Here is a 21797-nt window from a genome sequence, read left to right as displayed (position 1 = left end):
AGGGGGACGCCATGGCCGGATGGACGGTCGAGAGCCCGCAGCGGCTCACCCTGGACGATCCGGTCATCCGGCTGGACGTTCGACTGATCAGTGGACGGCTCAACGTGGTCGCCACCGACGGGCCGACCCGGATCGACGTGACCCAGGTCGGCCGTCGGCCGGTCCTCATCGACCACACCGACGGCCGGCTCAGCATCCGGCAGGAGCGCGGTCGGGGCTGGTCGGACGTCCTGCGGTGGTTCCGGATGATCCACCGCTACCCACGGGTGGACGTCTCCGTCGCCGTGCCCGCCGACGTCCTCGCCGATCTGGGCCTGGTCGCGGGCTCGCTTGTCGCCTCCGGCCTGCGCCGGCAGACCACGGTCCACGTCGTCGCCGGTCAGATCACCCTGATGGGGTTGCGCGGCACCACCTCCGCGAAGATCACCTCCGGGCCGGTGGAGGCGCTCGGCGTCCGCGGCGACCTCACCCTGGAGACGGTCTCCGGAGAGGTCATCCTCGCCGACAGCGCCGTCGACCGGGTGCGGGCCCAGACCGTCTCCGGCGCCATCACCTGCGACCTGGACAACCCCCGGCGCAGCGAGATCCGGTTGACCACCATCTCGGGCAGCATCACCGTCCGGGTCCGCGCGGACAGCGACCTCGCCGTCCAACTGAACACCGCCTCCGGCCGGATCACCAGCGGCTTTCCGCAGGTACGCACGTCGACGTTCCCACTGCCCAGCAGCGAGGGGGTCCTCGGCGCCGGCGAAGGTAAGCTCTGGGCTTCCGCGACCTCGGGGAGCATCGCCCTGCTCGCCCGAGCCGTCGACGACGATGGGGAGGAGCTGCCGTGACCGCCGTGTTCAGCCACGGGCGGCTCCGGCTCTACCTGCTCAAGCTCCTCGACGACGGCCCGAAGCACGGGTACGAGCTGATCCGCCTGCTGGAGGACCGCTTCCTCGGGCTGTACGCGCCCAGCGCCGGCACCATCTACCCCCGCCTGCAAAGGCTGGAGGTCGAGGGTCTGGTCAGCCACACCGCGGCCGGTGGCCGCAAGACGTACGACATCACCGACGCCGGCCGGGCGGAGCTGCGCCAACGCGCCGGCGAGTTGACTGCGCTGGAAACGGACATCGCGGCCTCCGTGGCGGACCTCTCCAGCCTGGCCGGCGAGATCCGCAGCGAGGTCCGCGGATCGGTCCGCGACCTCAAGCGGGAGCTGAGCGAGGCCACCCGGCAGACCCGGCGGGCCCGGTGGGAGGCGCCCACACCGCCGCCCCGGCCGGCGTCGACAGCCGGGCCGCAGGCCGAGCTGCTCGACGAACTCGACAAGCGGCTGGCCGCGTTCACCGCCGAGGTCGGCCGGCTGATGCGTGCCCGACAGTTCAGCGACACCCAGCTGCGCACCGCGATCCGACTGCTCGACGGCGCCCTCGACGGGCTGCGTCGCCTGCTGCGCTGAGCGAGGCCGCCGAGCGGCCGGCGACTCACAGCCTTTTTGCAGGAAGCGTCCAGCGCTGGCGCAGTGATGTCACCGATGATGGGCGCATGCCCGCTACCCAGACCGAGGCGCGACTGCTTGTCGTCGAGGACGACCCCAACATCCTCGAACTGCTCTCCGCGAGCCTGCGGTTCGCGGGCTTCGACGTGGCCACCGCGACAAGTGGGAGCGCGGCGCTGCATGCCGCCAAGGACCACCGGCCCGACCTGGTGGTGCTCGACGTGATGCTCCCCGACCTGGACGGCTTCGAGGTCATCCGGATGCTCCGCGAGGGCGGCACGCGTACCCCGGTGGTGTTCCTGACCGCCCGGGACGCCACCGACGACAAGATCCGTGGGCTGACCCTGGGCGGCGACGACTACGTCACCAAGCCGTTCAGCCTGGAGGAGCTGACCGCCCGGATCCGCGCCGTGCTGCGCCGCACCACCACCGGCGAGCAGGCCCCGTCCCGGCTCACCTTCGCCGACCTGGAGTTGGACGAGGAGACCCACGAGGTGCACCGGGCCGGCCAGCGGGTGCAGCTCTCGCCGACCGAGTTCAAGCTGCTGCGGTACCTGATGCTCAACGCCAACCGGGTGCTGTCCAAGGCGCAGATCCTCGACCACGTCTGGAACTACGACTTCCGGGGCGACGACAACATCGTCGAGTCCTACATCTCGTACCTGCGCCGCAAGGTCGACACCACCCAACCCCGGCTGATCCACACCCTCCGCGGCGTCGGGTACGTGCTGCGCAAGCCGGCGGCGTGAACGCGGTCCAGCAGGCAAAGGGACGGGTGCGCAGCGTTCCGCTGCGGATCAAGCTGGTCGCCTCGGTGCTCGCGCTGGTCTCTGGCGCCCTGGTGGTGATCAGCGTTTCGACCGCGTACTTCCTGCACAACTACCTGGTCGACCAGATCGACCTTGAGTTGCGCGACTCGGCGGGCCGGATCCAGTCCATGATGCCTTCGTCGAACGTCGTCTCGCTGCCCAGCGACTACGTGGTCGTGCTGACCAGCACGACCACCGGCCAGGTGAAGGACGTCGCGTACGACAGGTCCCGCTTCACGACGGCGGATCTGCCGCCGTGGCCGAACGACGCGGCCGGTTTCGAGGCGCAGGAGAAGACCCAGGATGACAAGCCACGCACCGTCCGCGCGCGGGACAGCTCGCTGCGCTGGCGAGTCCTCTACACCGAGCTGCCGACCGGCCAGAGGGCGGTGATCGGCGAGCACCTGACCGATGTCGACCTCGCCGTGAAACGGTTGGCCTGGATCGACCTGTTGGTCGGGGGGTCGGTGCTGATCATGCTGGCCTCGGTGGGCGCGGCGATCGTCCGAACCAGCCTCAAGCCCCTCGTCGAGATCGAACAGACCGCTGCCGCGATTGCCGGTGGTGACCTGACCCGCCGGGTGCCCGACCCGGAGGAGGGGCAGGAGTATCCGACTTCTGAACTGGGCCGACTCTCGCGGGCGTTGAACGCGATGCTCACCCAGATCGAGGCGGCGTTCACCGCCCGAGCCGCCTCGGAGACCTCGGCGCGCTGGGCGGAGAGTGCCGCCCGGGACGCCGCCGCCGCCGCTCAGGCGTCCGAGGCGCGGGCCATCCGCTCCGAGGAGCGGATGCGGCAGTTCGTCGCCGACGCCTCCCACGAGCTGCGGACTCCGCTCACCACCATTCGCGGCTTCGCCGAGCTGTACCGGCAGGGTGCGGCCCGTGCGCCGGAGCAGACCGCCGGCCTGCTGCGCCGGATCGAGGACGAGGCGGCCCGGATGGGGCTGCTGGTGGAGGACCTGCTGCTGCTCGCCCGGTTGGACATGGAACGGCCGCTCTCGCTGACCCCGGTGGAGCTGCCGGTGCTCGCCTCCGACGCGGTGCAGGCCGCGCGGGCGATGGCACCGGAACGGCAGATCGAGCTGGACATCGAGCCCAAGTCGGGGCCGCTCGTCGTCTCCGCCGACGACGCGCGGCTGCGGCAGGTGATCGGCAACCTGGTCACCAACGCGCTCACCCACACCCCGCCGGAGGCCGAGATCCGGGTACGGCTGCGCGCCGAACCGGGTGGCTTCGCCGTCGTGGAGGTGGCCGACACCGGCCCCGGCCTCTCCGCGGAGCAGTCGGAACGGGTCTTCGAACGGTTCTACCGGGCCGACGCGGCCCGTACCCGACGGGCCGACGGCAATACCGGCACCGGCCTCGGCCTGGCCATCGTGGCGGCGCTGGTCGCCGCCCACCACGGCTCGGTCGAGGTGGCCGAGACACCCGGCGGGGGAGCCACCTTCCGGGTTCGGCTGCCGCTGCTGCCGCAGGTCGACGGAGCGGGCGAGTGACTTTCAGCCAACTTCCAGGACGGTTCCAGGTTGGTTGCAGTGCTGAGGGAGAAGGTAGTGCCATGACCGAGTTCGAGTCCGACCCGCAGCGCCGGCCGGCCCCCACCGACGCCGAGCCGTCGCACCCCACCGCCGAGCTGCCGCGCGACGAGCGCGTGCAGTCCGACTCCCCGACCACTCCCGTACCGGTCCAGTCGACCGCCGGTGACCCGACGGCCGCCTCGACCGCCGGTGACCCGGAGACCACCGCCGTCACCCCCGCCGGGTACGCCGGCTCCTCCGCGCCCGCCGGCCCGCCGGCCACCGCCCAGCCGACCGGGTACGAGCCGCCGACCGGCTACGAGCCCCCGGCCGCCACTCCGTCCGCTCCGCCGTACCCGGTCTCCGGTCACCCGGCGCCCGGCCAGCCCGGCTACCCACAGCCGGCCGCCGGCCACTACCCCGGTGCCCCCTGGTACGCGGGGCAGCAGTCCGGCTGGGCCGGCGGGGGCCAGCCGGGCATGGCGTACGCCCAGCACCAGCAGCACCCCGGTCAGCACCCCCAGCACCCCGGGCAGCACCTCGGACAGCACCCCCAGCACCCGGGCCAGCCGGTCCCGCCGTGGGGCCCGCAGGTCGCGCCGCCCGGCAGCGGCCCCCGACCGGGCCGGATCGCCAAGTTCGCCGGTGCCGGCGTCGCGGTGTTCGCCCTGATGCTCGGTTCCGGTGTTGCCGGTGGGGCGCTCGCGCTCGCCCTCGACGGCGACAGCGGCGGTATCACCCGCACCTACTCCGCGGCTCCCGTGATCAATGGCGCCGACCTGCCGAAGATCGCCGCGGCGGTGCAGGACAGCGTCGTCTCGATCACCACCGACAGCGGTGAGGGCTCCGGGGTGGTGCTCAGCGCCGACGGGTACGTGCTGACCAACAACCACGTGGTCGCGTCCGCCGCGGGCGACGCCGTGCGGGTGGTCTTCGCCGACGGCAAGACCGCCGACGCGAAGATCATCGGGACCGACCCGAAGACCGACCTGGCTGTGGTGAAGGCCAACGGGGTGAGCGACCTCAAGCCGGCCAAGTTCGGCGACAGCGACGCCATGCAGGTCGGCGACCAGGTGCTCGCCCTGGGCAGCCCGCTCGGCCTGCAGGGTTCGGTGACCTCGGGCATCCTCAGCGCCCGGGACCGCACCATCCGGGCCGGTGAGGGTCAGCAGCAGGACCCGACCCAGCAGAGCGCGCCGGTCAGCTCGATCTCCGGCCTGCTCCAGACGGACGCGCCTATCAACCCCGGCAACTCCGGTGGCGCGCTGGTCAACACCCGGGGCGAGGTGATCGGCGTCAACACCGCCATCGCGACCTCCGGGCAGAGCACCGGCAACATCGGTGTCGGGTTCGCCATCCCCAGCAACAAGGCCAAGGACGTCGCGGGCAAGCTCCAGCGCGGCGAGAAGGTCAGCCACCCGTCGCTCGGGGTCGGCGTCAACCAGGCCGAGGGCGGGGGCGCGCTCGTCGCGTCGGTCACCCCGGGCAGCCCGGCCGAGAAGGCCGGCCTCCAGCGTGGCGACGTCGTCACCCGGTTCGGCGACAAGGCGGTCAACGACTCGGACGACCTGGTCGGCGCGGTGCAGGCCGGCAAGGTCGGCGACCGGGTCGAGGTGCAGTTCAAGCGCAACGGTGTCGAGAAGTCGGCAACCGTGACGCTCGCCGAAACGTCCTGACCAGCTATCTGAACCTGCTTCCTCCCTCCGGCGGCGGGTGGCGGGGCCGAGGGGGTCGGCTCCGTCACCCGCCGCTTTTTTCCGCCCGGACGGCGGTTCACCCGGATCGGGTGAACCGCCGTCACCCGTCTGCGCGGCAGGTTCGGAGGGCGAGTCTCGGCGACCGGAACCGGGGGTGGGGTGCCATGACCGAGGTGGTGGGTGTCCGCGACGACCAGCGGATCCAACGCGACGTCCTGGCCGAGCTGGCCTGGGACGCCCGGCTGCAACCGAACGAGATCGGCGTGACCGTCGACCAGGGTGTGGTCACCCTGACCGGATTCGTGGACGGTGCCGCTCGCGGTTGGGCCGCGACACGATGCGCACAGCGGGTTCGCGGCGTACGGGCGGTGGCCGACGAGATGGAGGTGCGGCTGCCCGGCACTCCGGGGCGTACCGACGCCGAGGTGGCCATCGCCGCCACGCGCGCGTTGGAGTGGGACAGCTTCGTGCCCGCCGAACGGCTGGACGTGACCGTCGCCAACGGTTGGCTGATGCTGCGCGGTGAGGTCGAGTTCGGGTGGCAGCGGCGGGCCGCCGAGGGCGAGGTGCGTCGACTCGACGGCGTACGGGGGATCACCAACCTGATCGAGGTACGACCTGCGGCGCCACCTGCCGAACGGCTGCGGCGGGACGTCCAGCGCGCGCTGCTGCGCACGCTCGGCGGCGAGCGGGTGACCGTCGAGGTTGATGGCGACACGCTGGTCCTCGCCGGGGTGGTCCGTTCCTGGTGGGAACGCGACCAGGTCGAGCGGGTGGCGTGGTCCGCGCCCGGGGTGCGGGCGGTTCACGACCAACTCCTGGTCGGCGGGTGAACGTCCGCCATGTCCGGTTTACCCGGGACGTCACCGGGAAACCGCCGCCGACCGGCGGTGCCGCCGCACCGGGGACCAGCCGTACCGGGGAGCAACGGGGAGGACTCGTGGCCGTGAACCACCCGCCTGCGGGCCGCCCCGAGGAGCGGTCGCTGCGCATCGCGATGGTGGTTCCGCCCTGGTTGTCCGTACCGCCGCCCGGCTACGGCGGCCTTGAGCAGGTGGTCGCCGCTCTGGTGGACGCGCTCAGCGCGCAGGGGCACGCGGTGACCCTGTTCGGTGCCGGTGGTGACCACGGCACGGCGGCCGACGGCTTCGTCTCCACCGTCGCCGAGGTCCAGTACGAGCGGCTCGGCGAGTCACTGCCCGAGCTGGCACACCTGGCCCGGGTGAATCGGCTGATCACCGCGGCCGACTTCGACGTGATCCACGACCACACCACCATCGGTCCGCTGGTCGCCGGCCGCCGGGCCGTGCCGACGGTCGCGACGGTGCACGGGAACCCCGTGGGGGAGTACGGCGACGTGTTGAGCGACATCGACTCGGGCGTCGCCCTGGCGGCGATCTCCCACGCCCAGCGTCGGCTGAACCCGAACCTGCCCTGGGCCGGCACGGTGCAGAACGCGCTGGACATCCGGGGCTTCCCGCGCAAGCACACGCCGGGCACGGGGCCGGTGCTGTGGCTGGCCCGGTTCAGCCCGGACAAGGGCCCGGACACCGCCATCCGGGCGTGCCGGGCGGCCGGGTTGCCCCTGCTGCTGGCCGGCAAGTGCAACGAGCCGGCCGAGCGCCGCTACTACGAGCAGGTCGTCGCGCCGATGGTCGACGAGGATGTGACAGTCGTGCTCAACGCGGACCGCGCGACGACGCTGCGGATGCTTGTCGACGCCCGCTGCCTGATCATGCCGATCCAGTGGGACGAGCCGTTCGGCATGGTGATGCTGGAGGCGATGGCGACCGGCACACCGGTGGTCGCGCTCAACCGGGGGGCGGTACCGGAGCTGGTTCGGCCGGGGCTGACCGGGCTCGTCGTCGAGCAGTCGGAGGAGCTACCCGCGGCGTTGCTCGCGGCGGAGCGACTCGACCCGGAGGACTGCGTGGCGCACGTCGCGCAGAACTTCTCGGTCGAGCGGATGGCGAGCGGCTACGCGGAGATCTATCGGCGCTTCGCCCTCGGCCGGCACGGCGTCCGTGAACCGGCCCGGGTGCCGGTGCGCTGACCCACCCGTGTCGCCGGGTCAGGCCCCGGTCGCGCCCAACTCGGCGATGGCGGCGTCCAGCCGAGAGGCGTACGCCGGACTGATGCCGCCCTCACCGAGGCGGACGGTGACCTTCGCGCGCAGCCGGGCCACCGGCGGCGCCAGCTCTTCGCGGCCGGAGCTGACCGCCACGGTCAGGTTGCGCAGCTCGTTGCGCAGGTCGAGGGCCACGTCGTCGCGGATCTCCCCGGCGCTCAGCCCGGCGCCGATCAGCCCGTCGACCCGGTTCGCCACCTCGCTCAGGGTGCCCGGGTTCGAGGTGGGCGCGCCGGTCGTCGGCTTCCTCGACGGGGACCCGGTCGGCGGGGTCGGCGTGACCGGCGCGGACGACTCGGGGGCCGGCGGGTCGGTCGACGGGGTCGTCACCGGACCAGCGGAGGGTTGGGCCCGGCGGGCCGGCTGCTGTTCGGGCAGCAGGGCCACCCCGGCCAGCGTCACCCCGACGGCCAGCACCAGCAGCAACACCAACCGCCGCCGGGACCAACCCGACGCGGTCGCCGGCCCGCCGGCGTCGGAGGCGTCGTCCGCTCTCCGTGCGTCAGCCGTCGCTGGGGCGGGCGCCGCGACGCTGGCCGTCGCGACGGCTGGCGACTGCGGTGGCAGGGGCTGGGTGGGCACCCGGATGGTCGCGGTCGGGGGCTCGGCGGGCAGCGAGTGGTCACGGAGGGCGGTGGCGACCTGCCGGGCGGTCGGCCGGTCGGCCGGGTTCCGGGCGAGGCTGCGCAGGCAGATCTGGGCCACCGGCGGGGGCAGGTCCGGTAGGTCGGCCAGCGTCGGCGGCGGACCACTGGCCAGCGCGGCGCTGAGCTGCTCCCAGGTGTCCGCCGGGTACGGAACCCGGCCGGTGAGCGCCTCGTGCAACAGCACGCCGAGCGAGTAGACGTCGGTGGACGGCTGGGCCGGCGCGCCGTCGAGGCGTTCCGGGGCGACGTACGCCGGGGTGCCGAAGGTTTCGCCGTCCTCGTCCTCGTCGGGCGCGCCGATCCGGGTGGCGATGCCGAAGTCGAGCACCTTGACGCCCGTCCCGGTCATCATCACGTTGGCCGGGGTGATGTCCCGGTGCACGATGCCGAGCCGGTGCGCGGCGGCCAGCGCGTCCGCGACCTGCGCGCCCACCTGGACCGCCTCGGTCCACGGCAACGGCCCCTCGGTGAGCCGTAGCTTCAACTCCTCCCCGCTGAGCAACTCCATCACCACGAACGAGGTGATCGAGCCGTCCGGGTCGACCGTCTCGCCGTAGTCGTGCACGGAGGTCAGGTGCGGGTGTACCAGCTGGGCGGCGGCGCGTGCCTCCTCGCGCACCATGCCCCGGAACCGCGCGTCGGCGGCGAGTGACGGGGCAAGCACCTTCAGGGCGACCACCCGGTCCAGTACCTCGTCCCGGGCACGCCAGATGACCGACATGCCACCGGCGCCGATCTGGTCCAGAAGTCGGTATCTGCGAGCCAGCAATCGGCCCGGATGCAGTGCTGCCTTCACGGATCGCACCTGCCTCAGGGGTGGGAGCCGTATCAGGTTGCGCGAATGTGTCCTGCCTGTCAACGCCGTCGCCACCCGCCGTCGACGGGCGGCGCCTGCCGTGCGCTGACCGTCGGTTGACGGCGGCCCACCGGTCGGCGGCGGGCCCGTGCCAGGATGACAGGCATGGCGGGGGGACCGGTGGCGTTCGTGCTCGGCGGCGGGGGAGTGCTCGGCGCGGTCGAGGTCGGCATGTTGCGCGCGCTGTTCCGCGCCGGCATCCAACCCGACATGGTGCTCGGCACCTCGATCGGCGCGGTGAACGGCGCGCTGGTCGCCGCCGACCCGTCCGAGGCGGTGACCGACCGGCTGGTCCGGCTCTGGGCCTCACCGGAGGCGAGCGAGGTGTACGGCGACTCGGTCGCCCGGCAGTTGCGCCGTTTCGCCGCCCGCACCCACCTGCACTCGCCCCGACCGCTGCGCCGCCTGCTCGAGACCGAGCTGGGGGTGGACACCACCTTCGCCGACCTGCGGGTGCCGTTCCGCTGTTGCGCCGCCCACATCGAGCGGGCCGCCGAGCACTGGTTCGACAGCGGTCCGGTGGTGCCGGCGGTGATGGCGTCGGCCTCGGTGCCGGGCCTGCTGCCGCCGATGCAGATCGACGGTGCGCACTACGTGGACGGTGGGATCGTCAACTCCATCCCGATCGGCGAGGCGGTGGCCGTCGGCGCCCGCCGGATCTACGTCCTCCAGGTGGGTCGGATCGAACGGGAGCTGACCCCGCCCCGCCGGCCGTGGGAGATCGCGCAGGTCGCGTTCGAGATCTCCCGCCGGCACCGCTTCTTCCGGGAGATGGCTGCGCTGCCCGAGGGGGTGGAGGTGCACGTCCTGCCGACCGGCGGGCTCAACCCACGCGACGACACGCCGTGGGCGTACCGGGACATGGCGGCGGTGGGACGGCGGATCAGCCGCGCGTACATCGCCTCCCGGCGCTATCTCGCCACCCACCTGGAGCGGTGATGCCGCTGCCTCCCCGGTGGCTGCGTCGGCTGCTGCTCGCCCCCGCCGTCGTGCTGCTCGCCTTCCTGGTGGTCACCACGTTGCCGATCTGGGCGCTGCTAGCCGCGGCCGCGTCCCCGCTGGTCCCGGGCCGGTTGCGCCCGCTGCGACTGCTCTGGATCGGCTGCTTCTACCTGGTCTGGGACGCTGCCGCGCTGCTCGCGCTCTTCGTGCTCTGGGTCGTCTCCGGGTTCGGCTGGCGGACCCGGTCGCCGGCCTTCCAACGCGCGCACTACGTGCTGGCCGGCTGGTTCCTGCGGGTGCTGTTCTGGCAGGCACGTTGGACACTGCGGTTGCGCATCGACGTGGTGGGCACCGACCCGGACACCGCGCTGCCCGGCCGGCCCGAGCTGGTGCTCTGTCGGCACGCCGGGCCGGGCGACTCGTTCATCCTGATCCACGGGCTCGTCAACTGGTTCCACCGGGAGCCGCGGATCGTCCTGAAGGACAGCCTCCAGTGGGATCCGGCGATCGACGTACTGCTCAACCGGCTGCCCAACCGGTTCATCGCGCCGACCCCGGAGCGCGGCGAGGAGACGGTACGCCAGGTCGGGCACCTGGCCACCGGCCTGGACGACAACGACGCGTTCGTGATCTTCCCCGAGGGCGGCAACTTCACCCCCAAACGACGGCTGCGCGCCATCGCCCGGCTGCGCTCCCTCGGCCTGGAACGGATGGCCCTGCGCGCCGAGCGGATGCGCCACGTGCTCGCCCCGCAGCCAGGTGGGATGCTCGCCGCGCTGGACGCCGCACCGGACGCCGGGGTCATCTTCGTCGCCCACACCGGGCTGGACCGGATGCTCACCGTCGCCGACGCGTGGCGGGAGCTGCCGATGGACAAGCGGATCGTGATGCGGTTCTGGTCCGTGCCACCGGAGGACGTACCGACCGGACGACAGCAACGCATCGACTGGCTCTTCGATTGGTGGGCGCAGATTGATGCCTGGATCGCCGCTAACCGGTGAGCGCGAGGAGTGCAGCGAAGCGGAGCCCCGCAGTCGCGAACGAAAGGCGGGCTCCGCGGCGTTTGGCCGCGTAGGGTGCGGGCGTGGACGAGATCTGCGTGGTGACAACGGTGGTGGATGCACGGTCGGTCGCCGACGTGTTGGCGGCTGCGGCCGTCGCCGGCAGGCTCGCCGCCTGCGCCCAGGTGGGTGGTCAGGTGGACAGCACCTACTGGTGGCGGTCCGGGATGGAGACGAGCACCGAGTGGTCGGTGCAGTTCAAGACCGCACCGGATCGGCTCACCGCGCTGCTGGACCAGATCCGGGTCAGCCACCCGTACGAGGTGCCGGAGATTCTGGTGTCCAGGGTGGAGAGCGGTAACCCCGACTACGCCACCTGGGTGTACGAGCACACGCGATCCTGAGTACGCGCACTCTGGGTCGTACCCCGGTCGGCTGTCGATGATGACCGGGTGGACGACACCCGTTACCCCTGCCCCGCCTGCGGTGCGCCGGCCGATCTGAGTGCCGGTTGCTCCGGTTGCCGGCGCGCGCCCGACCCGATCGCCGCGGAGGTGGTTCGGCTCAGCCGGGAGGCCGCCGAGCTTGAGCCGCAGGTGGAGCGGGCCCGCCGCGCGTACACCGAGTTGGCCGGACGTCTGTCGGCCGTGTCGCGACGGCGGGCCGAACTGGCGGCGGTCGTCCGTGCCGGGTTGGTTGCCCCGGTCGTGGCGCGCCCGGCGTCTCTGGTCGGGCCGGCGCCGTCCATCGGCCCGGGTCCCGGGGTCGCGGCGGATCCGCGGCCGGGTGCGGCGGAGACCTCGACCCGGACCGTCCAGGGTCTGCTCTTCGTCCTCGGTGGACTCCTGCTGGGCACCGCTGCGGTGGTGTTCACCGCGGTCGCCTGGGCGGCGGTGGGGGTCGGCGGTCGGGCGTTGATCCTGGCGGCGTTCACCGCGCTCGCGCTGGGCGTACCGCTGTTGGCGGTCCGCCGAGGGCTGCGCGGTACGGCGGAGACGTTCGCCGCGGTGGGGTTGCTGCTGGTGGTGCTTGACGGTTATGCGGCCTGGTCGGTGGACCTGGCCGGCGTGGCCGACTGGCCGGGCAGCCGGTACGCCGCGCTGGTCGGGGGGGCCAGCGCGGCGGTCGCCGTGGCGTACGCCCGGTGGAGCGGGTTGACCGGGCCCTGGTTCGCCGCCCTGGTGGCCGTTCAGCCGGCGTTGCCGCTGCTCGCCGCCGAGGCCGGGCTGGGTGCGGCGGGGTGGGCGTTGGTCCTGCTCGGGGTGGCGTTGCTGAACCTGGCCGTGCTGACCGCGCTGCGTGGCCGGGGAGGGGCGGCGCAGCTCGTCGGCCGGGTGCTGGCCGGCGCGGGTCACGTCGCCGCGCTGGTTGGCGCCTCGGCGTGCGCGGTGGTGCCGCTGGTCGGTGGGCGGGCGGGGGGCTCGCCACTGCTGGCCGGGGTGCCGCTGGTGCTGGTCGCACTGACCGGGCTCGGTGCGGCCTGGCTCATCGGGGGGCGGGCGCTGCGGGCGGTGGCGGCCGGGCTGCTGGTGCCGGTGCTCGCCGCCGCGCTGCTGCGTCCGGTGGCGGAGCTGCGGCCGTCCCTGCTGCTGCTCGCGGCGGCGACGGTGGCGCTCGGGCTGGCTCTTGCCGTGCGGCAACTGCCTGCGGCTGTGGAGGGTCGCGGGGGTTGGCGGACCGGGCCGGGTGCCGGTGCGCTGTTCGTCGCCGCGGGGACGGCGCAGGTCACCGTGCTGATCACCATCGGGCTGGCGGTCGCGGCTGTCGGCCGGTCGCTGCCGCCCTGGGGCGGGGCCGGGACGGGGCCGGAGCTGCGCTGGGGCTGGCAGCTGGCACCCGCCGTGGCGCTGACGATCGGCGCGACGGTGCTCCTGCTGCCCCGGAACGCGCGGGCGGTGCTCGCCATGGCCGGTGCGGTGGCGGTGCTGTTCGCCGTGCCCGCCGGCTGGGCGGTCTCCTGGCCTCAGGTGGTGGCCATCGATCTGGTTGGCGGGGTCGCGCTGCTGCTCGCCGTACTGGCCCGCCCGACCACCGCAACGGTCGCCCTGCGCACCCGTGCGCTCGGCGGTGCCGTCCTGCTCGGGCACGGGCTGCTTGTCGCCCTGGCCGCCCCGACCGGTGCCCTGGTGGCGCTCGGCGTGCTCGCCGTGGTCGGGCTGGCACTGGCCGTCCGACGAGGGGCCGGGGCGTACCGGGAGGTGGCCGGCACGGGTCTGCTGGTCGGGCAGCTCGCGCTGCCCGGGATCGCGGCGGTGGCGCTGTTCGCGGCGGGCGCGCCACCGTGGTGGCAGGCCCGGCTCGCGCTGGCCGCCGCCGGGCTGTCGCTGGTCGCGGCACCCGCGGCGCGTCGCCACCGGGTGGAACTGCTCGGGTACGCGGTGACCGGCGCCGTCGTCGCGGTGACCGTGCCCGGGCTCGCGCCGCTGGTCGGAGCGGGTGCCGAGCCGCTCGCGCTGTACGCCGCGCTGGCCGCGCTGGGCGTCACGTTCGTTGTCTGCTTGCTGCCGTCGGCCAGCGCCTCCGGTCCGGCGACCCTCGGGGACCGGCCGACGGCCGAAGGGGGCGAGCCGGCCCGGTCGGCGCTGCCGCTGGCGGCCGGCGGAACGCTGGCGGTGGTCGCCGTCCTGGCGGCCCTGCCGACGGTGCTGACCGCACTCTCGTCGCCCTACGGCGGCCGGGACCGGGTGTGGTCGGGGGTGCCCACGGTCGTCGCCGACCCGACGGTGCTCCCGGTCGGGCTCGCGCTGGTCGTGCTGGCGGTGGCCGGCGTGCTGGCCGGTCGGCGGGTCGGCCTGCCGGTGGCGCCCGCGCTGCCGTTCGTCGCGGCGGCGCTGCCGGTGCTGCTCATCGCGATCGGCGCGCCGTGGCCGGTGCTGCCGGCCGCCGTCCTGCTCGCCGGCCTGGCCGCGCTGCTGTTCACCGCGCTGGCCGGGGCCCGCCCGGCGCTCGCACCGGTCGCCGTACCGGTGGGCGTGGTGCTGGTGGCCTCCGGTGTGCTCGGTCTGCTGGCCACCCGGGCCGGGACGCTCGCGGCCGAGGGGGCGCTGCTCGTGGCGGCGGTCGCGGTCGCCGTCGGGGCGCGCCGGTTCGCGGTACGGGTCGCCGGTTGTCTCGCCGCCGTGGGCGCGGCGTCCGCGTTGGCGGTGACCGCCCCGCTCGCCGGCGGGCTGCCGGTGCGGGCTGCCGCGTACCCACTGCTGGCGGTGGCCGCGTTCGTGCTGGCCGCCGCGGCGGTGACCCCGGCGCGGGCCCGGCTGGGACGGGTGCTGGACGCTGCCGCGCAGGCCGTCGCGCTGGTGGCGGCGGTTCTCGCCGTCGAGGTGGCGCGGCACCTCGCCACCGTGTGCGTGCTCTGGGGTGTCGCCGTCGCGCTGCGACTGCTGCGCCGGGCTGAACCGGCCGGTCGGCGGTGGGCGTTCGCCGGGATCGCCGCCGGCAGCGAGTTGCTCGGGGCCTGGGTGCTGCTCGCCGCCGGTGGGGTCACCGTGCTGGAGGCGTACACCCTGCCGGCCGCGGCGCTCGCCGTCGGCGCGGGTCTGCTGGCGCTGCGCACCCGGCCGGGGCTGACCAGTTGGCCGGCCCTCGGCCCGGGGCTGGTCGCGGCGTTGCTGCCCAGCCTCGTGTCGGTGCTGGCCGGGGCGGACCCGCAGCCGTGGCGGCGACTGCTCCTCGGCGCGGCGGCGACCGGCGCGGTGCTGGCCGGCGCGACCCGCCGATGGCAGGCGCCGGTGCTGCTCGGCGGCGGGGTGCTGACGCTGTTGGCGCTACACGAACTGGCCCGGGGGTGGGATCTGCTGCCCCGGTGGATCTATCTGGGAGTCGGCGGGCTGGCGCTGGTCGGGCTCGCCGCCACCTACGAGCGGCGGCGGCGTGACCTGGCACGACTGCGCGCCGCGGTGGGCCGACTGGGCTGAGTCGAACCAGTAGGGGTAGGGCCTGCCCTACCCCCCATTCGGGGGTTGTCGGGGTTACTCAGCGCTACCGCGATCGGGACACTTGACAATAAGCCCGAACCACCCCGGTACGGGCGCAAGCGGAACGGGAGCAGCGATGGCGCTCGGAGCGGTGGCGGAACCGCCGGTACGACGGCGAGGCAGTGACTACGCACAGTTGTCCCGACGGATCAGCCAGGCGGGCCTGCTGGAGCGGCGTCCCGGCTGGTATGTCACCCGCATCGTGTTCACCCTCGGTGCCTTCCTGGCCGGCTGGGTGGCCGTGTTCCTGCTCGGCGACTCCTGGTGGCAGCTTCCGCTCGCGGCCCTGATGGCGGTGGCCACCACCCAGGTCGCGTTCCTCGGTCACGACGCCGGGCACCGCCAGATGTTCCGTCGGCGTGGGCCCAGCGAGTTGGTGGGGCTGCTTGCCGGCAACGTGGCGGTGGGGATCAGCTACGGCTGGTGGGTCGACAAGCACAACCGGCACCACGCCAACCCGAACCACGAGGACGAGGACCCGGACGTCGGCGCGGGGGCCCTGGTGTGGACGCCCGAGCAGGCGTTGGAGACCCGTGGGATCGGTCGCTGGATGGCCAAGCGGCAGGCGTACCTCTTCTTCCCGATGCTCCTGCTGGAGGGCATGAACCTGCACGTGGCGAGCATCCGGGCGATCGTCGGCCGGGAGGACGGCAAGTACACCGTCCCGATGCGGCGCCGGGCGGTCGAGGCGGCGTTGCTCGTCGCGCACACCGCCGCATACGTGGCACTGCTGTTGGCGGTCATGTCCCCGGTCAAGGCGCTGCTCTTCGCCGTCGTGCACCAGGCGCTGTGGGGTCTCTACATGGGCTGCGCGTTCGCGCCCAACCACAAGGGGATGCCGATGCCGACCGCCGAGGACGAGCTGGACTTCCTGCGTAAGCAGGTGCTGACCTCCCGCAACGTGCGGGGCAGCCGACTGGTGGACACCACGCTCGGCGGTCTCAACTACCAGATCGAGCACCACCTCTTCCCGAACATGCCCCGCGCCAACCTGCGCCGGGCCCAGCCGATCGTCCGCGCCTACTGCGTCGAGCAGGGCATCCCGTACGCCGAGACCGGGCTGGTCGAGTCGTACCGGCAGGCACTCGGTCACCTGCACGAGGTGGGGCGGCCGCTGCGCGGCTGAACACACCAGGGGGAGGGCGGGGGCGGTGCCAAACGGCACCGCCCCCGCCTGCGCGTATCGGGCCGATCGACACCCCGCTACCGCTGGTCGATGCCGGCCGTCGTCCCCGGTAGGGTCGGCGCATGGCAGACCTGCTCACCGCGGACGCGGTGCGAGAAGAGCTGAGCCGGTTGCCCGACTGGTCGGGTGACCCGACCGGCATTGGTCGTACCGTCCAGCTCGGCAGTTTCCCGGCGGCCATCGCGGTGGTGGACCGGGTGGCGGCGGTGGCCGAGGAGCTCGACCACCATCCCGACATCGACATCCGATGGCGGACCCTGACCTTCCGCTGTGTCACGCACTCGGCCGGTGGTGTCACCCACCGGGACGTCGAGCTGGCCCGGCGGATCGACGACATCGTCCGGAGTGCGGCATGAGATTCGAGATCAGCAAGGTTCTGGATGCCATCGAGGGTCGGGTCTGCACGGACCCGTCGCTGGCCCGAGCCGTGATCGACCTGGCCGAGGTGATCCGCTACCAGGACATCGACGGTGGTCGGCCGGCCAGCCTGCTCCGCCTCGGCATGGTCATCGACGCGCTCTCCCGCGAGCTGGAGGAGGACAGCGTCCAGGTCTACGCGGTGGTGCACCGGGCGTTGCTCTCCGACGCCGACCTGACGTCAAACGAGCGGATGGTCGTCCGCCGCTGGGCCGACGACGGGCTCGTCGAGGTGCTCGACAACCCGGGTGACCGGATGTTGGAGGTCGCCGACCTGCTCGGTCTGCCGGTGCTCAGCCGGGTCCGCTTCGACGGGTTGCGCGGTCGGTTCCCGTGGCTGGTCGAGCAGCCCGGCCGGGTGGTCGCCCCGGTGCCGGGCGCCGGTGGGCCGGTGTTCATCGCACACGTCGGTGGTGGCCACTCGCCGGTGGCCGGCAAGCGGTCGCCGACAGGCGCCAAGCTGCTGGCCCGCCAGTGGCGCTGCCCGGAGTCGGGCTGCGCGCTGTTCGGCGGCGGTGGTGGGGGTGGCGCGTTCGCCGACCTGGCCGGGGGTGCCGACCGCAGCCCCGCCGCGCAGCCGCCGCCCGCACTGCGCAACGGCGTGCCGACCTGCCCCCGACACGGCGCACGCCTCGGTGACACCGGCCCGCGTCCGCGTACCGAAGTTCTCGCGGTGCGCGTCGGCGGCCTGGTCCGGCGGCGGTTCGTGCTCAGCGAGGAGCAGCCGATCGTGGCCGGTCGGGCGCCCGAGCAGGACGGCGGGATCATGCTCGGGCAGTGGCTCAACGATGAGGCCCGACGCTGGATCAGCCGTGGTCACGTCCGCTTCGAGCTGCGGGTCGGCGAGGTCATCGTCACCGACGTCAGCACCAACGGCTCCGGCATCCGCCCGGCCGGCTCGATGACCGAGTCGGACCGGATCCCGCTGGCCCCGCAGCAGTCCCGGGTCCTGGGTGAGAACGACATGGTGGAGCTGTACCCCGGGGTGCAGATCGGTCGGGCCGAGGAGCTGCCCACCGGTGCGCCGTTCACCCCCACCTCGGTGATGGCCGAGGCCCCGACGATGGCCATGCGCCTACCCCGCCCCTGACAGGCCCGCGCGCTCGGCCGGGGCCGGTCAAGATCCGCACAAGAACAGGGAAAGTGCTGCCTCAGACGTCGTCGAGGCAGCACTTTCCCTGTAGTTGCGCCGATCTTGGCCGGCTCCGGCTCCGGCTCCGGCGCCGACCCGCCGGCGCCAGCGCGGGTCAGGCGGCCAGCACCTCGGCCAGCTGGGCCACCGCCAGGTCGATCTCCTCCTCGGTGATCACCAGCGGCGGGGCGAGCCGGATCGTGGAGCCGTGGGTGTCCTTGGCGAGCACCCCGCGCTCGGCCAGCCGCTCACACGCCTCCCGGCCGCTCATCAGCGCCGGGTCGATGTCCAGGCCGGCCCACAGGCCACGGACGCGTACCCCGACGAGACCCTTGCCGACCAGCCCTTCCAGGCCGGCCCGCAACCGCTCACCCAGCTCGGCCGAGCGGCGCTGGAACTCGCCGGTGGCCAGCAGCCGGACCACCTCGATCGCCACCGCGCAGGCGAGCGGGTTGCCGCCGAAGGTGGAGCCGTGCTGGCCGGGCTTGAGCACCCCAAGCACGTCGGCGTTCGCGGCCACCGCGGAGACCGGCACGATGCCGCCGCCGAGCGCCTTGCCGAGCAGGTACATGTCGGGCACGACGCCCTCGTGGTCACAGGCGAAGGTCGCGCCGGTACGCCCCAGACCCGACTGGATCTCGTCGGCGATGAACAGCACGTTGCGCTCGGTGCAGACCTGGCGTACGCCCGGCAGGTAGCCCTCCAGCGGCACCACCACGCCCTGCTCACCCTGGATCGGCTCCAGCAGCACGGCCACGGTGTTCTCGTCGATCGCGGCGGTCAGCGCCTCCAGGTCGCCGTACGGAACGACAGTGAACCCCGGGGTGTACGGCCCGAAGTCCGCGCGGGCGTCCTCGTCGGTGGAGAAGCTCACGATGGTGGTGGTCCGCCCGTGGAAGTTGCCCTCGGCGACCACGATGTTGGCCTGCCCGGCGGCCACGCCCTTGACCTGGTAGCCCCACTTGCGGGCCACCTTGATCCCGGTCTCCACCGCCTCGGCGCCGGTGTTCATCGGCAACACGAGGTCCTTGCCGCACAGCTCGGCCAGCTCCCGGCAGAAGTCGGCGAACTGGTCGTGAATGAACGCCCGGCTGGTCAGCGTGAGCCGGTCCAGTTGGGCGTGCGCGGCGGCGATCAACTGCGGATGCCGGTGACCGAAGTTCAGCGCGGAGTAGCCGGCCAGGCAGTCCAGGTAGCGGCGGCCGTCCACATCGGTGAGCCAGGCTCCCTCGGCGGACGAGATCACCACCGGCAGCGGGTGGTAGTTGTGCGCAGTCCAGCGCTCGGCGTCCCGGACCGCTCCCGGCGTACGCAGCTTGTCATCCACGATCACTTGCTTGCCTTTCCCTGACGGAGTCGCAGCGTGCAGCACTTCGGTCCGCCGCCGGCCTTACGGAGCTCGGACAGGTCGACCCCGATGGTTTCGTAGCCCCGGTCGCGCAGCTTGGCGGCCAGGTCGGTGGCCTGCGCGGGCAGCACGACGTGCCGCCCGTCGCTGACCGCGTTCAACCCCAACACCTCGGCGTCAGCCATCGTGGCGTGTACCGCGTCGGGAAAGAGCCGGCGCAGCACGGCCTGGCTGCCCCGGGAGAACGCCTCGGGCAGGTACGCCACGGTCCGCTCGTCGAGCACGGTCAACGCGGTGTCCAGGTGGTAGAAGCGCGGGTCGACAAGTTGCATGGTGATCACCGGGTAGCCGAAGACCTCCTGCAACTGGGCGTGTGCGGCGTGCGCGGTACGGAAGCCGGTGCCGGCCAGCAGATGGTCGCCGGCGAGCAGGACGTCGCCCTCACCCTCGTTGACGTGCTTCGGGTCGTACATCTCGAAGCCGGCGGCCTCGAACCAGGCCCGGTACGCCGGGGCCTCGTCGGCGCGCTGCGGGTCACGGAACTGCACGGCCATCGCCTTGCCGTCGATCACCGTGCCGCCGTTGGCGGCGAAGACCATGTCGGGCAGGCCGGGCACCGGAGTGATCTCCTCGACGGTGTGGCCCAGGTCAAGGTACGTCTGGCGCAGCTGCTCCCACTGCCGAACGGCCAGCGCGGTGTCGACCGGCGCGCTCGGGTCCATCCAGGGGTTGATGGCGTAGTCGACGGCGAAGTACGTCGGCCGGCACATCAACAGGCGCTGGCTGGTGGCGTCCATCGTCATTGTCCTGCTCCCAGGGGTCGGGCGCGCCCGGCCACCGTGGCCCACGGGCTGGCGCCGTTGCTCAACGTTATGCGGCGTCAGCGGCAGGATCCACCACCGAGAGTTGCGCAGAGCGAACATTCGTTGCGTCTGGACGGTCTACGGCTGCGAATCGTTGCGTGACGGGTCGTCTGGGCCGCGTTTGGTGTTTCCGGCCACCTGCCGCGGGGCCTTGGCGGGGCCTTCGCCGGGCCTTCGCGGGGGCTCCGCGGGGGCTCCGCGGGGGCTCCGCCGGGCCTTCGCGGGGGCTCCGCGGGGGGGGGGGGGCTAGCCGGGGCCTTTGCTCTGCTGCCTTAGGCGCACCACCCGCACGCCCGGCATTCGCACATGCGGGTTTTGCTTGGGGCGCAGCAGAGAGGTGGCGGGCAAGGACGGCCGGGCCGGGGTGTGCGGGGGGTTCCGGTCGGGCCGGCGGGCCCTTCCAAGAAACCGCCAGAACCCGGAAACACTTCAGGGGCGGCGAACCGCCGCCCCTGAAAGGGTGTCGCCCGGCCGGTGAACCACCGGACTGATCGGGCTGCCGGCGAACCGCCGGCTGTTCCGCCGGTGCATCACCGGCGAGCGGAACAGTGCCCGCTAGAAACGATCGACAAACTGTGAGTCAAGCCACTCTCGGAAGCGCTGCACCCAGTCGCCGTCGGTGGTCGGCCAGTCGAACTGACCGGTCATCGCGAGCACCCCGATCACGACGGCGGCCAGCCCGATCAACACGCCGAAGAGCGCGTCGGTCTTGCCGGCGACGTGCCGGCGGCGGGTGGCCATCAGGCCGAGCACCGCGAGCACCGCACCGAACGCGCCGAGCCCGATGCCGTACCCGGCAAGGGTCCCCGTCAGCACGAACATCGCACCGGCGACCGAGACGATCAGGCCGAGAGTGGCGAGCAGACTGGCCCGCGGCTTCGGGCCACGCGTCACCGGCGGCTCCGGCGTGGTCACGCCCGGGGTCGGGTCGACCGGGCGATCCGTGGTGGCCCGGTCGGTGGTGACGCGGTCGGTGGTGTCGGGCCGCCGGGTGGTGCCGTCGAGGTCGGTGTCCCGCTCGGCGGTGCGCGCCGTGGTCGGGGCGACGGTGGGCCGGGACTCGGTCTCCACCTTGTCTGTGGTGCCGGTGCCGGTGCCGGTGCGGGGCTCGGGTGCGACCGGGCGGGTCGTGCCCTTCACGGGCTCCGGTGCGACGGGGCGGGTCGTGCCGTTCAGGGGCTCGGGTGCGACCGGGCGGGCGGTGCCGGGCCGGGGATCGGCCTCCACCGGTCGCGCGGTGGCGGCTCGGGCGACCGCCGCCCGCTCGTTGGCGCGCCGCTCGGCCTCGCTGGTCTGGCCACCGGTCGCGCCGGCACTGCGGTACGTCGTCTGGTCGGCGTCCCGGTCGGTGACCACCGGGCGGCCGACGCTGTCGTCGGACTGGGCCGTCTCGGTGACCGGGTTGTCGCGGCCGTCCACGCGGCCGTCGAGGTTCTCGTCCCGCGGTGCCGGCTCGGACCGGCGGGACAGCGAAGGAATCCTGACCACTACACACCTCCTGATGAATGCGTGGTGGCCGACGGAAAGGGTGGCACCCACGCGGTGTCGCCCCTCGAATACCCACCTGGGCGTTTCCTGACACCAATCCTGGGTACGGCCACCGAGACGGGCCTTGACCGGCCTTGACCGGCCTTGGTCCCGGCTCGACCGGCCTTGGTTCCCGGCTCGACCGGCCTTGGTCCCGGCTCGGCCCGTCTCGGTCCCGGCTCGGCCCGTCTCGGTCCCGGCTCGGCCCGTCTCGGTCCCGGCTCGGCCCGTCTCGGTCCCGGCTCGGCCCGTCTCGGTCCCGGCTCG

General features: G+C 73.2%; 18 protein-coding genes. 14 read left to right on the top strand and 4 right to left on the bottom strand.

The window, feature by feature from the left end:
* The first annotated feature begins 11 nt into the window (after nucleotides 1-11).
* From ACFYL6_RS07500 to ACFYL6_RS07470, 7 genes are all read left to right on the top strand, one after another.
* Complete coding sequence (locus tag ACFYL6_RS07500) at nucleotides 12-836, top strand: DUF4097 domain-containing protein (protein ID WP_387168785.1); 825 nt, start codon at nucleotides 12-14, stop codon at nucleotides 834-836.
* Nucleotides 833-1444 carry a PadR family transcriptional regulator gene (locus tag ACFYL6_RS07495; RefSeq protein ID WP_387168783.1) on the top strand — a complete coding sequence of 204 codons (612 nt, stop codon included), beginning with the start codon at nucleotides 833-835 and terminating at the stop codon, nucleotides 1442-1444. Before ACFYL6_RS07500 ends, ACFYL6_RS07495 begins: the two co-directional genes overlap by 4 nt.
* 86 nt (nucleotides 1445-1530) lie before the next feature.
* Nucleotides 1531-2232: a response regulator transcription factor gene (locus tag ACFYL6_RS07490; RefSeq protein WP_110561683.1), complete on the top strand. Its 702-nt coding sequence runs from the start codon at nucleotides 1531-1533 to the stop codon at nucleotides 2230-2232.
* Nucleotides 2229-3791 carry an ATP-binding protein gene (locus ACFYL6_RS07485; RefSeq protein WP_387168779.1) on the top strand — a complete coding sequence of 521 codons (1563 nt, stop codon included), beginning with the start codon at nucleotides 2229-2231 and terminating at the stop codon, nucleotides 3789-3791. Before ACFYL6_RS07490 ends, ACFYL6_RS07485 begins: the two co-directional genes overlap by 4 nt.
* Before the next feature lie 62 nt (nucleotides 3792-3853).
* Nucleotides 3854-5488 carry a trypsin-like peptidase domain-containing protein gene (locus tag ACFYL6_RS07480; protein WP_387168776.1) on the top strand — a complete coding sequence of 545 codons (1635 nt, stop codon included), beginning with the start codon at nucleotides 3854-3856 and terminating at the stop codon, nucleotides 5486-5488.
* Nucleotides 5489-5673: 185 nt separating this feature from the next.
* Nucleotides 5674-6342: a BON domain-containing protein gene (locus tag ACFYL6_RS07475; RefSeq protein ID WP_387168773.1), complete on the top strand. Its 669-nt coding sequence runs from the start codon at nucleotides 5674-5676 to the stop codon at nucleotides 6340-6342.
* A gap of 164 nt (nucleotides 6343-6506) precedes the next feature.
* On the top strand, nucleotides 6507-7562 hold the full coding sequence (locus ACFYL6_RS07470; RefSeq protein ID WP_387169512.1) for a glycosyltransferase family 4 protein: 1056 nt from the start codon (nucleotides 6507-6509) through the stop codon (nucleotides 7560-7562).
* Between the two features lie 18 nt (nucleotides 7563-7580).
* Here ACFYL6_RS07470 and ACFYL6_RS07465 read toward each other — a convergent pair whose 3' ends face one another.
* Nucleotides 7581-9080 carry a protein kinase gene (locus ACFYL6_RS07465; protein WP_387168770.1) on the bottom strand — a complete coding sequence of 500 codons (1500 nt, stop codon included), beginning with the start codon at nucleotides 9078-9080 and terminating at the stop codon, nucleotides 7581-7583.
* A 165-nt stretch (nucleotides 9081-9245) separates the two neighbouring features.
* Between ACFYL6_RS07465 and ACFYL6_RS07460 the strand changes: the two genes are divergently transcribed.
* The 7 genes from ACFYL6_RS07460 to ACFYL6_RS07430 all read left to right on the top strand — a co-directional run bounded on the left by ACFYL6_RS07460 (nucleotide 9246) and on the right by ACFYL6_RS07430 (nucleotide 17750).
* Nucleotides 9246-10079, top strand: a complete 834-nt coding sequence (locus ACFYL6_RS07460) for a patatin-like phospholipase family protein (RefSeq protein WP_387168767.1) — start codon at nucleotides 9246-9248, stop codon at nucleotides 10077-10079.
* Entirely contained in the window at nucleotides 10079-11083 is a 1005-nt protein-coding gene (locus tag ACFYL6_RS07455) for a 1-acyl-sn-glycerol-3-phosphate acyltransferase (protein ID WP_387168764.1), read from the top strand. Before ACFYL6_RS07460 ends, ACFYL6_RS07455 begins: the two co-directional genes overlap by 1 nt.
* Before the next feature lie 83 nt (nucleotides 11084-11166).
* The gene (gene cutA / locus ACFYL6_RS07450; protein ID WP_091406014.1) at nucleotides 11167-11487 is read left to right on the top strand and encodes a divalent-cation tolerance protein CutA; all 321 of its coding nucleotides are present in this window, start codon (nucleotides 11167-11169) and stop codon (nucleotides 11485-11487) included.
* A 48-nt stretch (nucleotides 11488-11535) separates the two neighbouring features.
* Nucleotides 11536-14997 carry an SCO7613 C-terminal domain-containing membrane protein gene (locus tag ACFYL6_RS07445; RefSeq protein WP_387168761.1) on the top strand — a complete coding sequence of 1154 codons (3462 nt, stop codon included), beginning with the start codon at nucleotides 11536-11538 and terminating at the stop codon, nucleotides 14995-14997.
* Nucleotides 14998-15133: 136 nt separating this feature from the next.
* Nucleotides 15134-16183 carry a fatty acid desaturase family protein gene (locus tag ACFYL6_RS07440; RefSeq protein ID WP_387168758.1) on the top strand — a complete coding sequence of 350 codons (1050 nt, stop codon included), beginning with the start codon at nucleotides 15134-15136 and terminating at the stop codon, nucleotides 16181-16183.
* A gap of 122 nt (nucleotides 16184-16305) precedes the next feature.
* Complete coding sequence (locus ACFYL6_RS07435; protein WP_387168756.1) at nucleotides 16306-16599, top strand: 4a-hydroxytetrahydrobiopterin dehydratase; 294 nt, start codon at nucleotides 16306-16308, stop codon at nucleotides 16597-16599.
* Nucleotides 16596-17750, top strand: coding sequence for an FHA domain-containing protein (locus ACFYL6_RS07430; protein WP_387168754.1), 1155 nt, complete (start codon nucleotides 16596-16598; stop codon nucleotides 17748-17750). Before ACFYL6_RS07435 ends, ACFYL6_RS07430 begins: the two co-directional genes overlap by 4 nt.
* 157 nt (nucleotides 17751-17907) lie before the next feature.
* Here ACFYL6_RS07430 and rocD read toward each other — a convergent pair whose 3' ends face one another.
* The 3 genes from rocD to ACFYL6_RS07415 all read right to left on the bottom strand — a co-directional run bounded on the left by rocD (nucleotide 17908) and on the right by ACFYL6_RS07415 (nucleotide 21491).
* Nucleotides 17908-19122 (bottom strand): ornithine--oxo-acid transaminase, encoded by a 1215-nt coding sequence (gene rocD, locus ACFYL6_RS07425; protein WP_387169511.1) that lies wholly within the window; start codon nucleotides 19120-19122, stop codon nucleotides 17908-17910.
* On the bottom strand, nucleotides 19122-19937 hold the full coding sequence (gene ddaH, locus ACFYL6_RS07420; protein ID WP_387169510.1) for a dimethylargininase: 816 nt from the start codon (nucleotides 19935-19937) through the stop codon (nucleotides 19122-19124). The genes rocD and ddaH overlap by 1 nt, the downstream gene beginning before the upstream one ends.
* A gap of 621 nt (nucleotides 19938-20558) precedes the next feature.
* Nucleotides 20559-21491 carry a thrombospondin gene (locus ACFYL6_RS07415; RefSeq protein ID WP_387168751.1) on the bottom strand — a complete coding sequence of 311 codons (933 nt, stop codon included), beginning with the start codon at nucleotides 21489-21491 and terminating at the stop codon, nucleotides 20559-20561.
* Nucleotides 21492-21797: the final 306 nt, after the last annotated feature.

This window comes from Micromonospora sp. NPDC007208 (assembly GCF_042869175.1).
GTDB classification, from domain to species: Bacteria; Actinomycetota; Actinomycetes; order Mycobacteriales; family Micromonosporaceae; genus Micromonospora; species Micromonospora foliorum.
This window is presented reverse-complemented; position numbering and strand designations above follow the sequence as displayed.

What these genes read in the sequence shown, in the direction of transcription:
- ACFYL6_RS07500 (WP_387168785.1), top strand. Translation starts at nt 12, where the DNA reads ATGGCCGGATGGACGGTCGAGAGCCCGCAGCGGCTCACCCTGGACGAT.
- ACFYL6_RS07490 (WP_110561683.1), top strand. Translation starts at nt 1,531, where the DNA reads ATGCCCGCTACCCAGACCGAGGCGCGACTGCTTGTCGTCGAGGACGAC.
- ACFYL6_RS07480 (WP_387168776.1), top strand. Translation starts at nt 3,854, where the DNA reads ATGACCGAGTTCGAGTCCGACCCGCAGCGCCGGCCGGCCCCCACCGAC.
- ACFYL6_RS07475 (WP_387168773.1), top strand. Translation starts at nt 5,674, where the DNA reads ATGACCGAGGTGGTGGGTGTCCGCGACGACCAGCGGATCCAACGCGAC.
- ACFYL6_RS07470 (WP_387169512.1), top strand. Translation starts at nt 6,507, where the DNA reads ATGGTGGTTCCGCCCTGGTTGTCCGTACCGCCGCCCGGCTACGGCGGC.
- ACFYL6_RS07460 (WP_387168767.1), top strand. Translation starts at nt 9,246, where the DNA reads ATGGCGGGGGGACCGGTGGCGTTCGTGCTCGGCGGCGGGGGAGTGCTC.
- ACFYL6_RS07455 (WP_387168764.1), top strand. Translation starts at nt 10,079, where the DNA reads ATGCCGCTGCCTCCCCGGTGGCTGCGTCGGCTGCTGCTCGCCCCCGCC.
- ACFYL6_RS07440 (WP_387168758.1), top strand. Translation starts at nt 15,134, where the DNA reads ATGGCGCTCGGAGCGGTGGCGGAACCGCCGGTACGACGGCGAGGCAGT.
- ACFYL6_RS07435 (WP_387168756.1), top strand. Translation starts at nt 16,306, where the DNA reads ATGGCAGACCTGCTCACCGCGGACGCGGTGCGAGAAGAGCTGAGCCGG.
- ACFYL6_RS07430 (WP_387168754.1), top strand. Translation starts at nt 16,596, where the DNA reads ATGAGATTCGAGATCAGCAAGGTTCTGGATGCCATCGAGGGTCGGGTC.
- ddaH (WP_387169510.1), bottom strand. Translation starts at nt 19,937, where the DNA reads ATGGACGCCACCAGCCAGCGCCTGTTGATGTGCCGGCCGACGTACTTC.